The organism is Serratia sp. HNCC26DJ244 (assembly GCF_057180565.1).
Genome location: NZ_JBXUGO010000006.1, coordinates 114,515 through 135,290, shown reverse-complemented (window position 1 = coordinate 135,290; position 20,776 = coordinate 114,515). Strand labels below are relative to the sequence as shown.

At 48.9% G+C, this 20,776-nt stretch carries 15 protein-coding genes and 1 pseudogene; 10 read left to right on the top strand and 6 right to left on the bottom strand.

The genetic code is table 11. From position 1 onward, the window contains the following. Positions 1-39 precede the first annotated feature (39 nt). On the top strand, positions 40-945 hold the full coding sequence (locus tag AC2A06_RS07310; RefSeq protein ID WP_473196680.1) for a LysR family transcriptional regulator: 906 nt from the start codon (positions 40-42) through the stop codon (positions 943-945). Between the two features lie 121 nt (positions 946-1,066). Here the strand turns inward: AC2A06_RS07310 and AC2A06_RS07305 are convergent. After that, a pseudogene (locus AC2A06_RS07305) lies at positions 1,067-1,147 on the bottom strand (IS1 family transposase); the annotation flags it as partial. A gap of 194 nt (positions 1,148-1,341) precedes the next feature. Here AC2A06_RS07305 and AC2A06_RS07300 point away from each other — a divergent pair. Further along, positions 1,342-1,911, top strand: a complete 570-nt coding sequence (locus AC2A06_RS07300; protein ID WP_484379857.1) for a hypothetical protein — start codon at positions 1,342-1,344, stop codon at positions 1,909-1,911. 453 nt (positions 1,912-2,364) lie between these two features. Further along, a complete protein-coding gene (locus AC2A06_RS07295) occupies positions 2,365-2,934 on the top strand; it encodes a hypothetical protein (RefSeq protein ID WP_484379856.1) in 570 nt (189 codons plus the stop codon). A 373-nt stretch (positions 2,935-3,307) separates the two neighbouring features. On the opposite strand, the gene AC2A06_RS07290 is transcribed toward AC2A06_RS07295, so the two are convergent. Both AC2A06_RS07290 and gltB read right to left on the bottom strand, forming a co-directional pair. After that, a complete protein-coding gene (locus tag AC2A06_RS07290; RefSeq protein ID WP_484379855.1) occupies positions 3,308-4,726 on the bottom strand; it encodes a glutamate synthase small subunit in 1,419 nt (472 codons plus the stop codon). Positions 4,727-4,739: 13 nt separating this feature from the next. Beyond that, a complete protein-coding gene (gene gltB / locus AC2A06_RS07285) occupies positions 4,740-9,200 on the bottom strand; it encodes a glutamate synthase large subunit (protein WP_484379904.1) in 4,461 nt (1,486 codons plus the stop codon). Between the two features lie 761 nt (positions 9,201-9,961). Here gltB and mnmL point away from each other — a divergent pair. From mnmL to mtgA, 4 genes are all read left to right on the top strand, one after another. Next, on the top strand, positions 9,962-10,888 hold the full coding sequence (mnmL, locus tag AC2A06_RS07280) for a tRNA modification radical SAM protein MnmL/YtqA (RefSeq protein WP_484379854.1): 927 nt from the start codon (positions 9,962-9,964) through the stop codon (positions 10,886-10,888). Positions 10,889-11,045: 157 nt separating this feature from the next. Further along, the gene (gene arcB, locus AC2A06_RS07275; RefSeq protein ID WP_484379853.1) at positions 11,046-13,385 is read left to right on the top strand and encodes an aerobic respiration two-component sensor histidine kinase ArcB; all 2,340 of its coding nucleotides are present in this window, start codon (positions 11,046-11,048) and stop codon (positions 13,383-13,385) included. A gap of 345 nt (positions 13,386-13,730) precedes the next feature. Then, positions 13,731-14,063 (top strand): hypothetical protein, encoded by a 333-nt coding sequence (locus AC2A06_RS07270; protein ID WP_484379852.1) that lies wholly within the window; start codon positions 13,731-13,733, stop codon positions 14,061-14,063. A 108-nt stretch (positions 14,064-14,171) separates the two neighbouring features. Then, positions 14,172-14,903, top strand: a complete 732-nt coding sequence (gene mtgA, locus AC2A06_RS07265) for a monofunctional biosynthetic peptidoglycan transglycosylase (RefSeq protein WP_484379851.1) — start codon at positions 14,172-14,174, stop codon at positions 14,901-14,903. Between the two features lie 129 nt (positions 14,904-15,032). Here mtgA and pmbA read toward each other — a convergent pair whose 3' ends face one another. Further along, positions 15,033-16,373: a metalloprotease PmbA gene (gene pmbA, locus AC2A06_RS07260; RefSeq protein WP_023490108.1), complete on the bottom strand. Its 1,341-nt coding sequence runs from the start codon at positions 16,371-16,373 to the stop codon at positions 15,033-15,035. Between the two features lie 254 nt (positions 16,374-16,627). Between pmbA and yjgA the strand changes: the two genes are divergently transcribed. Further along, positions 16,628-17,176, top strand: a complete 549-nt coding sequence (gene yjgA, locus AC2A06_RS07255) for a ribosome biogenesis factor YjgA (RefSeq protein WP_473196674.1) — start codon at positions 16,628-16,630, stop codon at positions 17,174-17,176. 33 nt (positions 17,177-17,209) lie between these two features. On the opposite strand, the gene AC2A06_RS07250 is transcribed toward yjgA, so the two are convergent. Together AC2A06_RS07250 and AC2A06_RS07245 are read right to left on the bottom strand one after the other, a co-directional pair. Beyond that, complete coding sequence (locus AC2A06_RS07250; protein WP_023490110.1) at positions 17,210-17,515, bottom strand: barstar family protein; 306 nt, start codon at positions 17,513-17,515, stop codon at positions 17,210-17,212. Positions 17,516-17,519: 4 nt separating this feature from the next. Next, positions 17,520-17,975 (bottom strand): ribonuclease domain-containing protein, encoded by a 456-nt coding sequence (locus AC2A06_RS07245; RefSeq protein WP_484379850.1) that lies wholly within the window; start codon positions 17,973-17,975, stop codon positions 17,520-17,522. A 541-nt stretch (positions 17,976-18,516) separates the two neighbouring features. Between AC2A06_RS07245 and AC2A06_RS07240 the strand changes: the two genes are divergently transcribed. Both AC2A06_RS07240 and AC2A06_RS07235 read left to right on the top strand, forming a co-directional pair. Further along, positions 18,517-19,419, top strand: a complete 903-nt coding sequence (locus tag AC2A06_RS07240; protein ID WP_484379849.1) for an acetamidase/formamidase family protein — start codon at positions 18,517-18,519, stop codon at positions 19,417-19,419. An 11-nt stretch (positions 19,420-19,430) separates the two neighbouring features. Next, positions 19,431-20,774 carry an APC family permease gene (locus tag AC2A06_RS07235; RefSeq protein ID WP_023490113.1) on the top strand — a complete coding sequence of 448 codons (1,344 nt, stop codon included), beginning with the start codon at positions 19,431-19,433 and terminating at the stop codon, positions 20,772-20,774. Positions 20,775-20,776: the final 2 nt, after the last annotated feature.

Below are 20,776 nucleotides of genomic sequence, written 5' to 3'. Positions count from 1 at the left end.
GGAGATAATGAATAATATTTTTTCCAAAAGTGGATTAATATGGCCAGTACTGATGACCTTATTCTGTTTGCTCACGTTGTAGAAGCCGGCTCTTTCAGCAAGGTTGCTGAGCAGTATTCCCTTACAAACTCAGTGGTTAGTAAACGAATTGGGCGCCTTGAAGAACAACTTGGGGTGCAATTGTTCTATCGCACCACCCGAAAACTGACCCTGAGTGAAGCAGGTAAAACGCTCTATCAAGGTGCGAAAAATGTGAAGGCTGCCGCACTTGAAACCTTCGATGCGGTTGCCGGATACGGAGAAAAACTCACCGGTCATCTGCGCATATCAGTACCGACGATTTCAGGGGAGTTGCTACTGGCTGATGCGGTGGCCGAATTCTGCCAACAGCACCCAGGATTGACTGTAGACATGTCGCTGGATAACCGTTTTGTCAATCTGGTGGAGGAAGGATTTGATCTGGTGATCCGCACCAGTGTTATGGACGACTCAAACCTCATTGCCCGTCACATCTTGGATTCACAATGGGTGATCTGCGCGGCACCAGCCTACGTGCGGCGCTTCGGCATCCCCCATGAACCTAATGACTTACTCACTCATAACTGTTTGCATTACCTCTACCAGAGTACCGGGGCATCAGAATGGGCTTTCAAAGGCAAGCATGGTAACTATCTGCTGTCGGTTTCTGGCAATTTCTCAACTGACAATGCTGGCGCCCTGCGCAAAGCCGCGCTAGGAGGACATGGCATTGTGTATGTGCCACGCTGTCTGGTCTATCACGACCTAATGAATGGGGACCTGGTAGAACTGCTGTTGGATCAGGTCGGCAAGAAACTTGGCATCTATGCGGTCTATCCTTTTACCCGCCAGCCACCTCGCAAGATCCGGCTGCTGATCGAACATATCCGCCAACGTTATCTTGAAATCGCCCACTATTTCGTTTGAGCAGAGGGCAGCAGATTGCCACCGTTCCTGATTGCCTTGCTGGAAAAGCAACACCAAAGCTGGCGCGATAGGCATAATCGAGCTGGAAGGTGCGTTTGCAGGACTGACAACGGTAACGCTAATGGCCTCTTTTGCCATAACCGTGTTTCCTCACAGGGTCCGTTTGTTCACAAAACGGATACCTTACATCAACTTTAGCCATTCTCTCCCCACATCCAGAAGCAGAGATTTTACACTGCACTCAACACATTGAATACTTGACCCAGTTTACATTGGTGATAACTTAATTCCTTCAGCAATAGCAATGACCGCTGTTACACCAGATGGGAGATTCACAGTTAGAGCAACAATATCCAACGGATTGTTTCAAAATAGAAAATAATATAAGGAAGAACTATGTCACAAATAGAAACTCTATTTAATTCAAAATCAATAACATATGTACCAACATCTGATATGGTATTAAAAAGCCAAAAAGATATTGGAATAATATTTCCAGATTCATATGTTGAATTTACATCTTATTATGGAATAGGTACATCAAATGGTTTTTTTATTATAGACACCCCAATTACCCTTAAAAATTACAGTGGCCTTCATAACAGAATAATTCAAAATAAAAATGCATTTAACTCAAAGTTACAACCTGCGATTGATGATGGGTTTAATATAGGAGACATAGACTGCCTTGAACCTCTGGACAAAGAAAGTGAATTTTTAGTTGAACACATAAGCAATATAATTATATATGGAAGAAGTATTAATGGTGATTTCCTGGTTTGGGCTAGGAACGGAAATATTTTTAAGTTTTTTTTCGTCGACTCTGATTGCTTTTCTATTAGATATACAGGGGAAAGCATACGAGATTTAATTATAAAAACACAGACCGAACAGATAAAATATATACTTGGCACCGGATATTCTCCTTTGCCACGTATTTTTGATGGAGCAAAGAATTTAGATTGATATTTAAAATAAAAATATATCATAGCCATTTCAATAGAGGAGAGTGTAAGTTGAACTGTATCCGGCGGACGTTCTTGCCTCCCTGACATTACCACTTAACCTGATGTCCCCGTTCTTTGACATCGTAAACTAACCCTGTTTTCATTTGCGAAGATCAACCAGGCTCTGATTTTTGGTCTCCGAACCGAGTTGTATGGCCGGATAAGGTTGAGGCTCGGTGACAGTTTTTGCGAGGTAAGAGTTTAACCCTTGTGCGAGATGGCGAGAAGCAGGAAATTGCGACTATAATGCAGCGATACTCGATGAACTTAATGCACTAGAAAAAACTGTTAATGCAAACAATTGTAGCAAAAAATGCGCGGCGTTGAAAATACGCCAGTTACAACTGAGATATAGACCTTTTCTGAGTACAGGGGCTTTAACCTTAGCAAAACCGTGTTAATGGAGATTAAAATGTTTTATTCGTTAGTATCAAGTTTTAAGTATCATCCTGATGCCTGCTTACAAGAAACAAATTATGAGGATGCTATTAGGGTAAATAACGACATATTTGATAATAATATCAATTATAATGGAAAATTTATTGCCAATGACTTTCCTCCTGAGTCTCTTATATTCACTGACATTATAGATACCTTATCAGGAATCAAGGTGGTTTCTCATAATTTTATGGACTTTTTAACTAAAACATGTCCCAGTGAAGTTATTTTTTCAGAATGTACATTAACATATTCTGGTCATAACATCCTGGATTACATCGGAGATGATGTTAAGGGGTTTTATATTATGAAGGTAGTTAAATATATAGATATTATTGATAAAACCAAGAAGCCAATAAATTTTTATCCTAAATTAAAAAAATTCAAGCTTGAAGATTTTGTTATGAAGAAAGTAGATGATGATTTTTCTCTTTGCCGGGATGAAAAAGAACTAAATAAAGTGATTTCATCTGAGGAAATGAAGTCTTTATGTGAGACAGCGGGAATGAATATTGATTTTCGTCCCCTGCCGTACCCATTCTAGATTATGTCAGGGCTTAATCCATCTCAAGCTGTCTAACCACCACGTGTACAGTTTTGTACAGTTAATGAATGATAGTTACTTGCTCTTTGACATCGTAAAACCGTTATCCTCTTTGCCGAAGATCAACCGGATTCTGCGTTCTATTCTCCGAGCTGGGTTTTCGCTTGAATCACTTGGGCGGGGCATGAGGAGGCGATGAAGACGCAGCAGCTTGGCATTAAGCCACAAGCTACCGCCAACGTTATCTTGAAATCGCCCACTATTTCGTTTGAGTACCAGACACCAACTCGGTTGAGCAGAGGGCACCCAAAAGGTGCCTCTGCCTTATCGAGCGGTGCTTAGACTCTCTGCAAAAAGAGGACTTAATACACTACTAAACCTCGAGATAACTGAGGATCCCCTCAGCAGCCTTACGCCCTTCGGCAATCGCCGTGACCACCAAGTCAGAACCACGAACGGCATCACCACCAGCGAAGATTTTAGGATTACTGGTCTGGAAAGCACAATCAACGGACTCCGGTGCCAATATACGGCCCTGCCCATCAAACTGTACCCCTTGCTCACTCAACCACCCCATCGAATGAGGCCGGAACCCAAAGGCCATAATGACCGCATCAGCATCAATCACATGCTCTGAGCCGGACACTTGTTCAGCAACCTGGCGACCGTTGGCATCCGCAGCCCCTAATTGTGTGCGCACCATTTTAATCCCCGCCACACGGCCAGCACTATTCACCTCAATGCTTAATGGCTGCAAGTTGAATTTAAATTCAACCCCCTCCTCGCGCGCATTTTTCACTTCACGCCGGGACCCCGGCATGTTGACTTCATCGCGGCGGTAGGCACAGGTGACCAGTGTCGCCCCCTGGCGAATAGCGGTACGCACACAGTCCATCGCGGTATCACCACCACCGAGTACCACAACACGTTTGCCGGACATATCGATATAAGGCTCATCCGGCTGTGCAGGGTACTTCATCAACTGCTTGGTATTGGCGACCAGGTACGGCAGTGCATCATAAACGCCCGGAGCAGCTTCGTTTTCCAAGCCGCCTCGCATCGACTGATAAGTGCCAACACCAACGAACACCGCGTCGTAATCACTCAGCAGTTTATCCATGGCGATATCTTTACCGATTTCCGTATTGAGCTGGAATTCGATACCCATGGTGCTGAAAATTTCGCGACGCTTGATCATCACCTCTTTTTCCAGCTTAAACGAGGGAATGCCAAAAGTGAGCAGGCCACCGATTTCTGGATGGCGATCATAAACCACCGCCTTCACACCGTTACGCGCCAGCACATCCGCACAAGCCAAGCCCGCCGGGCCTGCCCCAATGATAGCCACCGTCTTACCGCTGGGCTGAACATGAGTCATGTCTGGCCGCCACCCCATTTCGATGGCTTTATCATTGATATAACGCTCAATGTTACCAATGGTGACGGCACCAAACTCGCTATTCAGCGTACAGGATCCCTCACACAAGCGATCTTGCGGACAAACGCGGCCACAAACCTCTGGCAGGCTGTTGGTCTGGTGCGCCAGATCCGCAGCCTCCATAATCCGCCCTTCATTCGCCAGCTTCAGCCAGTTGGGGATATAGTTGTGAACCGGGCATTTCCACTCACAATAAGGGTTGCCACATGACAGGCAACGGTCAGCTTGTGCTTTCGCCTGGGTTTCTGAAAACGGTTCGTAAATCTCAACAAACTCGACTTTACGGATCTTCAGCGGTTTCTTTGGCGGATCAACACGCTGTAGGTCGATAAATTGATAAACATTCTGACTCATTCAATATGACCTCTTACTGTGCCTGAACCCGCAGCTCAGCGGCGCTGCGACTACGGTGACCCAACAATGCCTTCACATCACTGGACTTCGGTTTGACCAGCGCAAACTTCGCTGCCCATTCCGGCCAATTCGCCAGGATCTCTTCTGCGCGTGAGGAACCGGTCGCCTGTACATGTTCGGTAATCAAACCACGCAGGTGTTCTTCATGGATGGCCAGTTGGTCAACAGCCAAGACTTCCACCAGTTCTGGGTTAACACGTTTACGAAACTCACCGTCTTCATCCAAGACATAAGCGAAACCGCCGGTCATTCCCGCACCAAAGTTAATGCCGGTTTTACCGAGGACACAAACAATCCCCCCGGTCATGTATTCACAACCGTTATCGCCAATTCCTTCGACCACGGTAATGGCGCCGGAGTTACGCACCGCGAAACGTTCACCCGCACGGCCTGCCGCGAACAGCTTGCCCCCGGTGGCACCATATAAGCAGGTGTTACCCACAATGCTCGCTTCATGACTGCGGAAGAATGACCCCACCGGCGGACGCACGGCAATACGGCCACCAGCCATCCCTTTACCCACATAGTCGTTGGCATCCCCGGTCAGGGTCAGTTCAACCCCACCGACATTCCATACACCAAAACTCTGGCCGGCAGTCCCGGAAAAATGCACTTTGATCGGGTCGGCAGCAATGCCCTGGTCACCATGCCGCGCGGCAATCGCCCCTGACAGGGTTGCGCCAACTGAACGGTCAGTATTGCAGATATCAAAGTAGAGCGTCTTACTTTGCTTAGCTTCAACATGCGGCAACGCCTGCGCCAGCAACGCTTTGTTTAGCACGCCGTGATCGAATGGCGGGTTACTGCTTTCGGTACAAAACGGCGCTTTACCTGCATGAGGTGTCGCGGTTTGCAGCAACGGCGACAGATCCAGCTTGCTCTGTTTCGCCGTAATCCCATCCAGTTCGTTAAGCAGATCGGTGCGGCCAATCAAGTCAACCAGTTGGCTAACACCCAATTCCGCCATAATTTCGCGGGTTTCACGGGCGATAAAGTGGAAATAGTTAACCACCCGCTCTGGCAGACCGTGATAGTGATCACGGCGCAATTTTTCATCCTGGGTCGCAACCCCTGTCGCACAGTTATTCAGGTGGCAAATTCGCAGGTATTTACAACCCAGCGCCACCATCGGCCCGGTACCAAAACCAAAGCTTTCTGCCCCCAGGATCGCCGCTTTAACAATATCAACACCGGTTTTCAGGCCGCCGTCCACCTGTAGGCGAATTTTATGACGCAGACCATTTGCCACCAGCGCCTGCTGAGTTTCCACCAGCCCCAGTTCCCACGGGCAACCTGCGTGCTTGACCGATGAAAGCGGACTGGCCCCCGTACCACCGTCATAGCCAGCAATGGTGATCAGGTCAGCATAGGCTTTCGCCACCCCGGTCGCGATAGTCCCGACCCCCGGCTCTGAAACCAGCTTCACCGAAATCATGGCCTGCGGATTGACCTGCTTAAGATCAAAGATCAACTGAGCCAAATCTTCGATGGAATAAATATCGTGATGAGGAGGTGGTGAAATCAGCGTTACGCCCGGTACGGAATAACGTAATTTAGCAATGTAAGGGGTGACTTTATCCCCGGGTAATTGCCCCCCTTCACCTGGCTTGGCCCCTTGAGCCACTTTAATCTGGATCACATCAGCGTTAATCAGGTAAGCCGGGGTGACACCGAAACGGCCTGACGCCACCTGCTTAATACGAGACACTTTGTTAGTGCCATAACGCGCTGGATCTTCACCCCCTTCACCGGAATTGGAGAAGCCCCCCAGGCTATTCATCGCTATCGCCAGTGATTCGTGTGCTTCCGGGCTGAGTGCCCCAATGGACATCGCCGCCGTATCAAAGCGCTTAAACAGTGACTCAGCCGCTTCAACCTGCTCAACCGGAATAGCCGTCTGTTGCGGTTTGATGGCCAACAAGTCACGCAACGTGGCTATTGGGCGTTGATTTACCAGCTTGGCATAGGCCAGGTAATCACGGTATTCGCCACTGTGTACTGCTTGCTGCAATGAATTGACAACATCAGGGTTATAAGCGTGATATTCCCCACCATGAACAAATTTTAGCAACCCGCCCTGCTCCAACGGTTTACGTTTCAGCCAGGCGCGCTTGCTCAAATTCTGCAAATCTTGTTGAAAATCAATAAAGTTGGCACCGCCAATACGGCTGACCACCCCTTGAAAACACAAGTCAGACAACTCACGGTGCAGGCCAACCGCTTCAAACAACTTCGAGCAACGGTAAGAGGCAATGGTGGAAATGCCCATTTTGGACATGATCTTGTAGAGCCCCTTATTGATGCCATTGCGGTAGTTCAGCATCACATCGCGGTGTTTTTTATCGATCGCCCGGTCATCTACCAGCTTGGCTAAACTTTCATAAGCTAAATAGGGGTAAACGGCAGTGGCACCAAAACCCAACAGCACCGCAAAGTGGTGAGGATCACGGGCGCTGGCGGTTTCTACGATGAGGTTAGCATCACAACGCAGGCTCTTTTCCACCAGCCGGGTCTGAATCGCCCCCACGGCCATTGGTGCAGGAACAGGCAAACGCTGGTTGCTGATAGCGCGGTCAGACAGCACCAGCAATACCGCCCCACTACGCACCTTACGCTCCGCTTCATCACACAACGAACGGATAACCTGCTCCAATTCTGCTTCTGCCGGATCAAAGGTCAGATCAAGAATATCGGCTCGATAGTATTCACCTTCCAGCGTGGTGAGCTGCTTGAAATCTGAATACAGCAAAATCGGGGATTTAAAGCTCAAACGGTGGGCCTGACCTTCGGCTTCACAGAACACGTTCATTTCACGACCAATACTGGTGGCCAGTGACATCACATGCGCTTCACGTAATGGGTCGATAGGTGGGTTGGTCACCTGAGCAAACTGCTGCCGGAAGTAGTCATAAATAATGCGTGGACGGCTGGACAACACCGCAAATGGGGTATCGTCCCCCATTGAGCCGGTTGCTTCCTGGCCCATATCCCCCAACACCCGAACCACCTGCTCAAGCTCTTCACTGCTGTATCCAAACTGCTTCTGGTAAGTCTCCAGGGTGGCATCATCCATTTCACGGCTGCCCACCTGATCATCCGGCAGGTCTTCAAACGGCACCAGACGCTTAACGTTTTTCTCCATCCACTCTTTATAAGGGTGGCGACTTTTCAGGTCATTGTCGGTTTCGGCAGAATGCAAAATCTGACCCGTGCGAGTATCAATCACCATCAACTCACCGGGACCTACACGGCCTTTTTCCACCACTTCATCGGGCTGGTAATCCCAAATACCCACTTCTGACGCACAGGTAATCAATTTATCTTTGGTGATCACATAACGTGCCGGGCGTAGACCGTTACGATCCAGGTTACAGGCTGCATAGCGGCCATCGGACATCACGATACCTGCCGGGCCATCCCACGGCTCCATATGCATCGAGTTGAAGTCAAAGAAGGCGCGTAAGTCAGCATCCATATCCGGGTTGTTTTGCCAAGCTGGTGGCACCAACAGACGCATAGCACGGATTAAGTCCATTCCCCCACTGAGGAACAGTTCCAGCATATTATCCAGCGAACTGGAGTCAGAACCGGTTTCATTGACAAACGGCGCGGCATCGCGCAGATCCGGAATCAGTGGCGTTTTGAATTTATAGGCACGAGCACGCGCCCACTGGCGGTTACCGGTAATGGTGTTGATCTCACCGTTGTGCGCCAGATAGCGAAATGGCTGCGCCAAAGGCCAACGCGGCACGGTATTGGTAGAAAAACGCTGATGGAACAAGCAAATAGCAGATTCCAAACGCAGATCCGCCAAATCCAGATAGAAGCGCGGTAGATCTGCCGGCATACACAAGCCTTTATAGATCGTCACCAAGTTGGAGAAACTGCAGACATAAAAGTCATTATCCTCCACACGCTTCTCAATACGGCGGCGGGCGACAAAAAGGCGACGCTCCATATCCCGTGGACGCCAGCCTGCGGGAGCATTAACGAAAATCTGCTCAATACGCGGCAAAGAAGAGAGCGCTATCTCACCCAGCACATCCGGGTTGGTGGGAACCTCACGCCAACCGACAATCGACAGTGTTTCGTTCTGCAGCTCCTCTTCAACAATACGGCGGCTGGCACGGGCCTGCTCTTCGTCCTGACTGAGGAACATCATCCCTACTGCATAGTTTTTAGCTAAGCGCCAACCGCGATCTTCCGCCACCATGCGGAAAAAACGGTCAGGTTTTTGCAATAACAAACCACAACCATCCCCTGTTTTACCGTCAGCGAGAATAGCACCACGGTGCTGCATACGAGCCAGTGCGTGGATCGCAGTACGCACTACCTTGTGGCTAGGTTCGCCTTCAATATGGGCAATCAGGCCGAAACCACAGTTGTCCCTCTCTTGGGATTTATCGTACAACATCATCAATGAACCTCCCCGGGCTCTGTGTAACGCTTACAACCTACTGCGAGGGGGCTTCCCAAGAAGTCCAATCAGCAAGGTCAAGATCGACAATCTGCTTTTCCGCCCTCTATCAATGGCCTCTGGTGAAAAGATTCACAAGTGGTAGATGACTTGTTCTAAGAGGGGGTCTTCAGTTAATGCATAATTATGACGAGATATTTGCCCGCCAAGAAAGCTTTCCAGCGGACTCCCAACTTAGCGAGAAAGAATACTCAGGTCAAATATTGCTTACACAGCGGTTTTCATGCAAAAAATAGCAATTAATTTACTGAAAATAAAGATTTTTAGTATTTTTGAACATAATGAAAAGGCAGATGATCAGAGTAAAAAACGTGAGCGACATCACTATGTTTTTCCCATTACATCTCTTTAGCATGCTAATTAAAGCGCTATAAACAGATTATTATTCTTATAAAGGCATATTAATTATTATTTGTAACTATTTTTCACTGTTATGCCATAAATAACTTAACCCAACGATGAGGATTAGCAAATTTCATTACCATGGCAATGAGTTTATTTGCACTAATGATGAATAGTTATGTAATTTCCCGCCTTTAAAGAAAAGCGTTGATCTCTGTCATCGCAGGGAAAGCCGTTTCTGGTTATACCTAGGGGACTGACATGACAAGCAGAATACACCGGGCTACCCGCCTCGCTGCAACTTAAATGACGACAGGCATCATCCCCCGCTTTAAACACAGAGAGACCTCAGAATTATGCAGTTGCCACAGTTAGTCAATATGTTTGGCAGCGATCTTCAACGCCGTTACGGTGAAAAGATCCATAAACTCACGCTGCATGGTGGATTTAGCTGCCCGAATCGTGATGGCACGCTAGGAAGGGGAGGCTGTACTTTCTGCAACGTGGCCTCGTTTGCCGACGAACAGATGCAACAGCAAACTATCGCCGCGCAGTTAGCCATTCAAGCGAAAAAGGTCAATCGGGCAAAACGCTATCTGGCCTATTTCCAGGCCTATACCAGTACCTATGCAGAAGTCGCACTGCTGGCCAATATGTATCAGCAAGCGCTGATGCAGGCAGATATCATCGGTATCTGTGTCGGTACCCGGCCAGATTGTGTGCCCACAGCGGCGCTTGATCTACTGGCCAGTTATCGTGAACAAGGTTTTGAAGTATGGCTGGAGTTAGGGCTACAAACGGCACAGGATAAGACCCTCAAACGCATCAACCGTGGTCACGACTTCGCCAGTTATCAGCAGACCACACGCCTGGCACGCCAACGCGGTCTGAAAGTTTGCTGCCACCTGATTGTTGGCCTACCAGGGGAAACACACCTGCAACACCTGTCTACACTACAAGCGGTCATTGACTGCGGAGTTGAGGGTATCAAGCTGCACCCACTACATATTGTCACCGGTAGTATTATGGCACGAGCCTGGCAGGCCGGGCGTCTGCCCGAGTTGGCCCTGGAAGAGTATGCTTTCAGCGCCGGTGAAATGATCCGCCATACGCCTAAAGAGATTATTTACCACCGTATTTCCGCCAGTGCACGCCGCCCCACCTTACTGGCCCCGTTATGGTGCGAAAACCGCTGGAATGGTATGCAGGCGGTAGGGGGCTATCTCCTGAGCCAAGGTGGGCAGGGGTCAGCCCTGAGTGCAGACCAGCGCTATCATCCCTAGGCTGACTGCCGGGTAGTAATTTGCAATCACTCCCACACTTCATTGTAAGGTTGCTTATTTCCACCCTATTTTGCGGTATGATTTATATCCGTCATCAATCATGCTGTCGCGTTGTTGACTGCAACTGAAAACCACTGACCTCTGCTAGGAATAGCTCATGAAGCAAATCCGGATGTTAGCGCAGTATTATGTTGATTTAATGGTAAAACTAGGGCTGGTGCGCTTTTCGCTGTTACTGGCTTCCGCGCTGGTGATTCTGGCCATGGTGGTACAGATAGCGGTCACCATGCTGTTGAGTGGTCGGGTAGAAATGCACGATATTCTCCCTTCTATCCTGTTCGGTTTAGTCATCACCCCTTTGGCAGTCTATTTTCTTTCCGTAGTGGTGGAACAACTGGAAGAGTCGCGACAACGCTTGGCTCGGCTGGTGGATAAACTGGAAGAAATGCGCCACCGTGATCTCACCCTGAATCAACAGATGACAGAGAACATCACCCAACTCAATCAGGAAATTGTTGACCGTATCAAGGCAGAAGAAGAACGCCATCAGGTGATGGATAAACTGACCAAAGAGATGGAACAGCGTGAAATTGCCCAGGTGGAGTTCGAACAACAGTCCGTTCTATTGCGTTCCTTTCTCGATGCTTCACCAGATTTGGTTTACTACCGTAACGAAGATAGACAGTTCTCCGGCTGCAACCGGGCAATGGAACTGTTAACCGGCAAAAGTGAAAAACAATTGATTGGTCTTACCCCCTTTGAGGTGTACAGCAAAGAGGTCGCGGAAAAAATCATCGAAACCGATGAAAAAGTCTTCCACCACAATGTCTCTCTGACTTATGAACAATGGCTGGTCTATCCCGATGGGCGCAAAGCCTGTTTTGAACTACGTAAAGTGCCCTTTTATGACCGCGTCGGTAAACGCCACGGGTTGATGGGCTTTGGCCGCGATATCACCGAACGCAAGCGTTACCAAGACGCCTTAGAGAACGCCAGCCGGGAAAAGACCACCTTCATATCCACGATCAGCCATGAGCTGCGTACACCGCTGAACGGCATTGTCGGATTAAGCCGCATTCTGCTCGATACCGAATTGAACGACGAACAACTGAAATACCTGAAAACTATCCATGTCAGCGCCATTACCCTGGGTAATATTTTCAATGACGTCATCGAGATGGATAAACTCGAACGCAACAAAGTACAGCTTGATAATCAGCCCGTCGATTTTACCGGTTTTCTAGCGGATCTGGAGAATCTTTCCGGCCTATTAGCCCAGCCCAAAGGGCTGCAATTGGTGATGGAACCGCAACTGCCACTACCAGCCCAAGTCATGGCTGACGGCACGCGTTTGCGTCAGATCCTGTGGAATCTGATCGGCAATGCGGTGAAATTCACGCAGCAGGGGCAAATCGTCGTACGCATCAAGTATGAGGAGCACAAACGGCTGGTGTTTGAAGTGGAAGACTCTGGCATGGGGATCCCGCTGGAAGAACAAGAGAAAATTTTCGCCATGTACTACCAGGTCAAAGACCAGCATGGTGGCCACCCAGCGACGGGAACCGGTATCGGTCTGGCGGTTTCTAAACGGCTGGCACAGAGTATGGGCGGGGATATTACGGTAAAAAGCGCACCGGGGCAGGGTTCCTGCTTTACCTTGACCATCGTCTCTCCAGCCATGGAACCGACAGAGGACCAGATAGAGGTTGAGGAAGAGCTACCACTGCCAGCACTGCATATCCTGTTGGTGGAAGATATTGAGCTGAACGTCACCGTTGCCTGCTCGGTGTTGGAAAAACTGGGAAACAGCGTAGAAGTCGCGATGAATGGCCATGATGCGCTAGCGATGTTTGACCCTGATGAATTTGATCTGGTATTGCTGGATATACAATTGCCGGATATGACTGGACTGGATATCGCACGCATATTACGCGAGCGTTATGCTCACCGCACCCTGCCCCCATTGATTGCCTTGACAGCTAACGTATTGAAAGACAAAAAAGAGTATCTTGCTGCAGGTATAGACGATGTGCTGAGCAAACCGTTATCAGTACCCGCCCTAACCGCGATGATTAAACATTATTGGGATCATCAACCGCTACATACCCTAAAGAAAACGGAGCAAGAACCGATGCAGATTAATGAGTCGTTTCTGGATACCACTATGTTGGAGCAATACATAGAGCTGGTTGGGCCTCAGTTGATTCATCAAAGCCTGGCCATGTTTGAACAGATGATGCCAGGTTATCTGGCGCTGCTGGATTCCAATATGACCGCACGCGACCAAAAAGGGATCGCTGAAGAGGGGCATAAAATCAAAGGTGCCGCTGGTTCCGTAGGACTAAAACATTTGCAGCAATTGGCACAGCAGATCCAGACGCCAACCTTACCAGCTTGGTGGGATAACGTGCAGGATTGGGTAGATGAGTTGAAACAAGAATGGCGCAATGACGTAGCGATGTTACGTGCTTGGGTGGAGAGCGCTGAAAAAAAATGACCCCGACCGAGGCCGGGGTGCGCGAAGTATTGCGCCAACACCAGGGAAATCGACTACCTGTACATTGGTATTGCGTGTTTTGTCGAACAGGTCTTAAATAACTCATGCACATCATACAGTGAACAACATAGCAAATGTAAGTGTTCTCGTTAGAAGATTCATTAAAAAATGTGATGTACTTATTATTTGTAAACACTAAGTCCACCTTGATAGGTCATCCTAACCGGGAGAGCCGCAATCAAGCGAGTGAGTATCGTGCTAAGTGGTTAGCTATTGATGCTAGTGCCAAGATCCATAAAGTGTTCCTTACGTTAATCGCATAAGATGATATTGGTATACCAGTGGTTGCTTTTTATACAAAAAAGAGAGCAACAACCTATAATTAAACAGTTATCCAGCGATAAAATACCCGGGCAATGTGACGTTTCTTTTGCGGCGACATCGATTATCCGAAGAGAAATTTATCGCCTATCGCAAACAGATGCTAATCAATTGGGTGGGGTAATCGCTCTTGGTGGATGCACTGGGGTAAAGAATTTGAGTGATTTTACTAATGATGGTGCTGAATATTTGGCTGATAAATATTTAGCCAAACTTACTCAACCAATGCATAAGATAGGTAAAACAATAGAACTTATCTGCTTTCCCTTTGTTTTATTGCCCAAAATTCACGTCTGACCATTGGAATCGTTCCCTCTCTTGATAACATGATGGATAACCTGGGTAGGGAAAAGGTGATTTTCTCTGTCGATGATATCGAGACAAGTGAGTGTTGAATTTAACGAAATGAGAATACTTTCACGCAAAACCCTATTGCCTCGCCTGTGGTCTTGGGCAAAACGTGGAGCCATAACCCTCATGGGCTTATGGTTGGCAGGCATTATCCTGTTTGCTTTTCTGCCTGTACCATTTTCCGCCGTAATGGTGGAACGACAAGTCAGCGCCTGGCTCAGTGGTAATTTCCGTTATGTGGCCCATTCCGACTGGGTTGAACTGAATGATATTTCACCCAATATGGCCTTGGCCGTGATGGCTTCAGAAGATCAAAAGTTCCCTGACCACTGGGGATTCGATATTGATGCCATCGAAAAGGCGATCAGCCATAATGAAAAAAACCAGACGTCTATCCGTGGCGCCTCTACACTATCGCAACAAACAGCAAAGAACCTGTTCTTGTGGGATGGCCGTAGTTGGCTACGCAAGGGGCTGGAAGCTGGATTAACAACAGGTATTGAACTTGCCTGGGCCAAGCGCCGTATCTTAACCGTTTACCTGAATATCGCCGAATTCGGTGACGGAATTTTTGGTGTAGAAATGGCAGCACAACGCTTTTTCAACAAGCCCGCGATACGCCTAACCTCTTCCGAGGCGGCCTTGCTGGCAGCGGTGTTGCCTAACCCGCATCGTTTTAAAGTGAATGCCCCTTCTCGCTATGTGATTCAGCGACAACAATGGATTTTGCACCAAATGCAGCAACTCGGGGGAAAGAGCTTCCTCAAGGAAAATGAACTGAATTGACCGACGATTTCACCATAGGGGCGCACTGGCGCGCCCCTATGATGCTAAATACTCGACAACTCAACTACTGATGTTTATTAGCGATGTTTATTACCGATGCCGGTACATTTTATTATCGTTGGGCATCACTCACTGCCCGGCGATTTTCATTTCTGGCAACAGAACAGAGCCACATTGAATATTGCTGCGCGTTTCAATATCACTACCGATACTCACAATATTGCGTAACATATCCTTCAAATTACCGGCAATGGTGATCTCACTGACAGGATATTGGATCTCGCCGTTTTCAACCCAGAAACCGGCAGCACCACGGGAATAATCGCCGGTAATACCGCTGACCCCCTGCCCCATTAACTCAGTGACCACCAGCCCTGTCCCTAGCTGCTTAAGCATGCCAGCAAAATCATCCCCTTGCCCGGCTATGCGCCAATTGTGGATCCCTCCGGCATGACCAGTGCTACGCAACCCCAGCTTACGTGCCGCATAGCTAGTCAGGAGCCAAGTCTGCAACACGCCCTCTTTGACAATATCACGGCGTTGAGTGCGAACACCTTCGCTATCAAAAGGCGTTGAAGCCAACCCTTTCAGCAAATGTGGGTGTTCTTCAATGGTCAGCCACGCAGGCAGGATCTGTTGGCCCAGCGAATCAAGCAGGAAGGTGGACTTACGGTAAACACTACTACCACTGATGGCACCCACCAAATGGCCAAACAGACCGGTTGCAACTTCAGAAGCGAACAATACTGGCGCTTTCATGGTCGCCAGCTTACGAGGTGCAAGACGGGCCAAGGTGCGGCGTGCGCACTCCTGCCCCACCCACTCCGGGCTCGCCATATCTTCTATTGCGCGGCCAATGGTATAAGCGTAATCACGCTCCATATCACCTTCTTGCTCGGCAATCACACTACTGGAGAGCGAATGGCGGCTAGAGCAGTAACCTTGCAACATGCCATGACTGTTACCGAACACCTTGATCCCGTAATGGCTGTTGAAACTCCCGCCCTCGGTATTGGTAATCCGCTTGTCGGCGGCCAACGAAGCCTGTTCGGCACGAGCCGCCAGTTCAATACCTCGGTCAGCATCCAGTTCTGTGGGGTGGAAAAGGTCGAGATCGGGGGCATCAAACGCCAGTAACTCTTTATCTGCCGGACCTGCGTTAGGATCTGACGAGGTATAACGCGCGATGTCCAACGCCGCCTGGACTGTGCGGGAAATAGCGTCTGGGCTGAGATCGGTAGACGAGGCACTGCCTTTACGGTTTTGACAATAAACCGTGATACCTAATGCGCCATCGCTGTTAAATTCAATGTTTTCCACCTCACCAAAACGGGTGCTGATGCTAATACCGGTGGTTTTGGTCACGGCAACTTCTGCTCCATCGGAACCGGCACGCGCCAACTCCAGAGCCTGTGAAACCGCTTGTTCCAGCGCCTTGCGCTGTTCTGCAACTTGAGTGACTACTTTCATCAGTCGGCCATCATTGATCAGAGAATCGTTGGAAAAAGTGCCGTAGCGGCATAATCTTACACCCAATAGCACGCTAAAATTATTTCAGGCTGCACATTTATGCTCAAATGATGCCAGATTGGAAGCTCAAATGATGCCAGATTGCAGTCTGAAATGAACTCGAATAGATGAGTTTGAGTCTAACAGGAACCGCACGAAATTTCGCATAAAGCCGACAACCTGTTAGGATTAGCCTCTTTTTAACGGAGCCTGCCATGAACAAACTACCTAAAGACTGGCTCGACGATGTCCCGCAGAACGAAAACCAGGACGAAGACGAGATTATCTGGGTCAGTAAAAGCGAAATAAAACGTGACGCTGAAACACTAAAAGACTTGGGAAGCGAACTGGTCGAGTTGGGTAAAAATGCGCTGGAGCGTATCCCGCTGGATGAAGATCTGCGCGCCGCCATAGAATTGGCACAAAAGATCACCAGAGAAGGTCGACGCCGCCAGCTTCAACTGATCGGTAAAATGCTGCGTGCACGTGATGTCGAACCGATTAAAACTGCCCTCGATAAATTGAAGAACCGCCATAACCAGCAGGTTTCATTGTTCCATAAGTTGGAAACGCTAAGAGATCGTCTGGTGGAAGAGGGTGATGATGCCATCCCCTCGGTGTTGGAGTTATATCCAGAAGCCGATCGTCAACAATTACGTGCACTGGTGCGTAATGCGCAAAAAGAGAAGGCTGCTAACAAGCCGCCGAAATCATTCCGCCAAATCTTTCAATACCTGCGCGATCTGGCTGAAGCGCAACAATAACTCACCCACCGCCTCACCAGGAATGAATGATGCTCATCCCTGGTGATGGGTTAGCGTATTGCTGACCTCTCGCATATTGAACCGCAGTTTACCCTCCAGCTCTTCCTCCGCTTCCTCAAGTAACAGAATAATGGCGCCAAAACGGCGTGTGCGGCGAGCATTAAGATTGAGAAATTCAATCTCCACCGGCAGATTAATACCGCCAGTCACCTCATCCCATAACGCATCAAGATTGGCACCAAATTCGCCATTTTTACCCAATCCGAATTGTTCGGCAAAGCGGCGATAGAATGTTGGCAAGTCTGGTATCTGGTTAAAATCAAACTCTACTTTCCCCATTGGCTCACTCCACTCGAACGAAGTTTTTATAATGGTCATTGGTGGCAAAAATCAAGCCATCACTGGAATACAACAACCGATCACTCCCGCGGTGACCACATTGATAGTTAATATCCGCTTCGTACCATACTCGTTTGTTGGTAGTAGGTAACTGCCGTTCACGATTTGAAAAATAGTCACCGCCAATAGCCTTACCCGGTAATACAGAACAGAGATCGCCTTTGCGGGAATTCCAGCCTTGCTCCCGTGCCTGCTTTTTCGTGATGTAGTAGTCCGGCAGCCGCCGATGCTGCTGCAAATAGCTAACCACGCGTTTCTGCTCTGTCAGCTTATCGATGCTCTCTGCCGCTGCTGCCGGGGCAGAAACAGGAGCGATAACACGCCCTTCATTCTCATATAGCACACTGAAACCGGCGACAGCAGCAGCAATAAGCATCGCTATTAGCGTACGTTTACTCATACATTCCCTGATTAATAGCAAAAAATAATGAATTAAGGATGACAGCCCAGTAACATTTGCTCTGCCATTGACGGCAGGCAGCACCAACAGATATCGCCATCAATCATGCCACTTTCTAACACACCTGACACCTTGTATCCTCAGGTTGATGCATGCTGCAGCGGATATCCCACTTGAATCCATCTGAGGATTAAATCTGTCACCTTTCTTTTTATCTCATCGCGATGAGCCCCCCTTTACCTTCAAATGGCTCAGATTCTCTATTAGAAACTTTAGGCTATTTTCATCCACTAGCCAAACGGTTATGCGATAAAAATAGCTTAACTCGAGCTAAAAATTCGTCGAGATAAACATTTAAAGCATATCCCACCAATTAAGTTGAGATGGCGATTCTGACCCCGATCTGGCCCCGGTTAGTGCCTCTTGCTTCCATCCCAACGGATATGATTTATTAATCCGTTCCGGCAAGGAAAGTGGCGTTGAAACGACACATTGAGATTCATGCCACCAACACAATATCAATACAATAATAGGAATCACCATGGAGAAGATCCCACGCACGCATGTGGTTTACGCCATGTCACGTGATAACGCCCCTGTCATCAGTATCGCCAGCGGCAGTGACGTTTGTTTTGAAACCTGTGACTGCTTTGAAGATCAGATTGCTTCTGAGCAGGCCACGTTTACCGAATTAGATTGGAGCCGAATCAACCCAGCCACTGGCCCAGTTTACGTACAAGATGCCGAGCCTGGCGATATATTGCGGGTCGAAATCAAACGTATTACCCCACGCAGCAACCAGGCGGTGATGGTCACCGCTCCCGGTCTGGGAGTGATTGGCGATCAACTCCAGCAACCGCAAATTCGTACCATCCCCTTGGAAGAGGGATACGCACTACTGCCAGGCGGTGTGCGCTGGCCGTTAAAACCGATGATTGGCGTAATTGGTGTTGCCCCAGCAGGGGAAGCCGTACCTTGCGGAACACCTGATGCTCATGGCGGTAATATGGACTGCAAAATTATCACTGAAGGCTGCACACTTTGGCTACCGGTGAACGTTCCTGGTGCCCTGTTTGCCCTTGGTGATTTGCATGCCGCCATGGGCGATGGCGAAGTGTCAGTCTGTGGGCTGGAGATCCCAGGTGAAGTCGTGGTGAATTTGACCGTAGTAAAAGAGTGCGCCCTGCCCACCCCAATGATCAGTACCCAAGAAGCACTCTATACCCTGGCCTCGGCGAAAACTCTGGATGACGCGGCCAAATTGGCGACACACAATATGGCACACTTTGTCGCCGATCACAGTCAGCTTTCCCTCGCCGATGCCATCAATGTGCTGAGTATCACTGGCGACCTGCAAATCTGTCAGGTGGTTGATCCACTGAAAACTTGCCGCTTCGCGCTACCACGTAGCGTGGCAACCCAGTTAAACATCAGCCTGGACTAGGAGTCCGAAGCATGTCTGTAGAACAATTTGGCTATAAACAGGAATTGCACCGTACCCTGACACTTAAAGATCTGGTGATTTACGGCATGATCTTTATGGTGCCCATCGCCCCCTTTGGCGTCTTCGGCTATGTGTGGGATGGCTCAAACGGAATGGTGGCACTGGCTTATCTGATCGGTATGGTCGCGATGTTCTTCACCGCGATGAGCTACTGGTCGATGTCCCTTGCCTTTCCGGTTTCCGGTTCGGTTTATGCTTATGCGCAGCGTGGTATTCATGAAACCGCCGGTTTCTTTGCCGGTTGGCTAATCCTGCTGGATTACATTCTGGTCCCTTCACTACTGTATATCGTCAGCGCGGCGGCTCTGAGGCCGATTCTGCCTGATGTTCCGTCCTGGTTATGGATAGTGAGCTTTATCGTCATCAACAGTGCCGTCAACCTGGTAGGGATTAAATTCACTGCCCGGGCTAACCGCTACATTTTGGTCGCTGAGATTGTGATCCTGACCATCTTTGTGGTGATGGGGCTAATTGCACTCTATTCCGGCGAAGGGGCAGGTGGGCTGACGCTAAACCCACTCTATAATGCCGAAAAATTCAGCCTGCCGCTGGTTATGGGGGCAGTCTCCATTGCGGTGCTCTCCTTCCTGGGTTTTGATGGTATTTCGACATTATCTGAAGAGAGTAAAGGTGGCGCCGATGCTGTAGGCAAAGCCTCCCTGTATGCCTTGCTGCTGGTAGGGACACTATTTATCCTGCAAACCTGGATCGCGGCAGACTTGGCTGCAGGTAAAAGCTTCACCAATCTGGATACCGCGTTCTATGACACCGCCAATCTGGCGGGGGGAACCTGGCTAAAACAGGCCACTATCTGGGCAACAGCAATCTCTTGGGGGATCGCCAATGCGTTAGTGGCACAGGCGGCGATCTCACGCATTCTATTTGCCATGGGACGTGACCGTCAATTGCCGCAGATCCTGGCAAAAGTACACCCCCGGTTTAAAACCCCTTATGTCAGTACGCTGCTGGTTGCGGTGATCTCTCTCGCTTCTGGGATCTATTTTGATGGCAGGATCGATAACCTGAGTCGTCTGGTTAACTTCGGGGCTTTGATGGGCTTTATGCTGCTGCACCTATCAGTGATTAACCACTACATTATCCGTCAGAAATCCACTGCGTGGGTGAAGCACCTGTTGTTCCCGTTCGTTGGTCTGCTCATCATCGGCTTTGTGCTGTATGAAATGGATATGGAAGCGAAAATCCTCGGTCTGAAATGGCTGGGCTTGGGCATCGTCTACTACTTTGTGCTGCGGGTGGTTCTGAAGAGAAAAGCCGTGCTAAATTTGGAAGATTAACC

What these genes read in the sequence shown, in the direction of transcription:
- pmbA (WP_023490108.1), bottom strand. Translation starts at nt 16,373, where the DNA reads ATGAAAGTAGTCACTCAAGTTGCAGAACAGCGCAAGGCGCTGGAACAA.
- yjgA (WP_473196674.1), top strand. Translation starts at nt 16,628, where the DNA reads ATGAACAAACTACCTAAAGACTGGCTCGACGATGTCCCGCAGAACGAA.
- AC2A06_RS07250 (WP_023490110.1), bottom strand. Translation starts at nt 17,515, where the DNA reads ATGGGGAAAGTAGAGTTTGATTTTAACCAGATACCAGACTTGCCAACA.
- gltB (WP_484379904.1), bottom strand. Translation starts at nt 9,200, where the DNA reads ATGTTGTACGATAAATCCCAAGAGAGGGACAACTGTGGTTTCGGCCTG.
- AC2A06_RS07235 (WP_023490113.1), top strand. Translation starts at nt 19,431, where the DNA reads ATGTCTGTAGAACAATTTGGCTATAAACAGGAATTGCACCGTACCCTG.
- AC2A06_RS07240 (WP_484379849.1), top strand. Translation starts at nt 18,517, where the DNA reads ATGGAGAAGATCCCACGCACGCATGTGGTTTACGCCATGTCACGTGAT.
- AC2A06_RS07300 (WP_484379857.1), top strand. Translation starts at nt 1,342, where the DNA reads ATGTCACAAATAGAAACTCTATTTAATTCAAAATCAATAACATATGTA.
- arcB (WP_484379853.1), top strand. Translation starts at nt 11,046, where the DNA reads ATGAAGCAAATCCGGATGTTAGCGCAGTATTATGTTGATTTAATGGTA.
- AC2A06_RS07310 (WP_473196680.1), top strand. Translation starts at nt 40, where the DNA reads ATGGCCAGTACTGATGACCTTATTCTGTTTGCTCACGTTGTAGAAGCC.
- AC2A06_RS07295 (WP_484379856.1), top strand. Translation starts at nt 2,365, where the DNA reads ATGTTTTATTCGTTAGTATCAAGTTTTAAGTATCATCCTGATGCCTGC.
- AC2A06_RS07290 (WP_484379855.1), bottom strand. Translation starts at nt 4,726, where the DNA reads ATGAGTCAGAATGTTTATCAATTTATCGACCTACAGCGTGTTGATCCG.
- AC2A06_RS07245 (WP_484379850.1), bottom strand. Translation starts at nt 17,975, where the DNA reads ATGAGTAAACGTACGCTAATAGCGATGCTTATTGCTGCTGCTGTCGCC.
- mnmL (WP_484379854.1), top strand. Translation starts at nt 9,962, where the DNA reads ATGCAGTTGCCACAGTTAGTCAATATGTTTGGCAGCGATCTTCAACGC.
- mtgA (WP_484379851.1), top strand. Translation starts at nt 14,172, where the DNA reads ATGAGAATACTTTCACGCAAAACCCTATTGCCTCGCCTGTGGTCTTGG.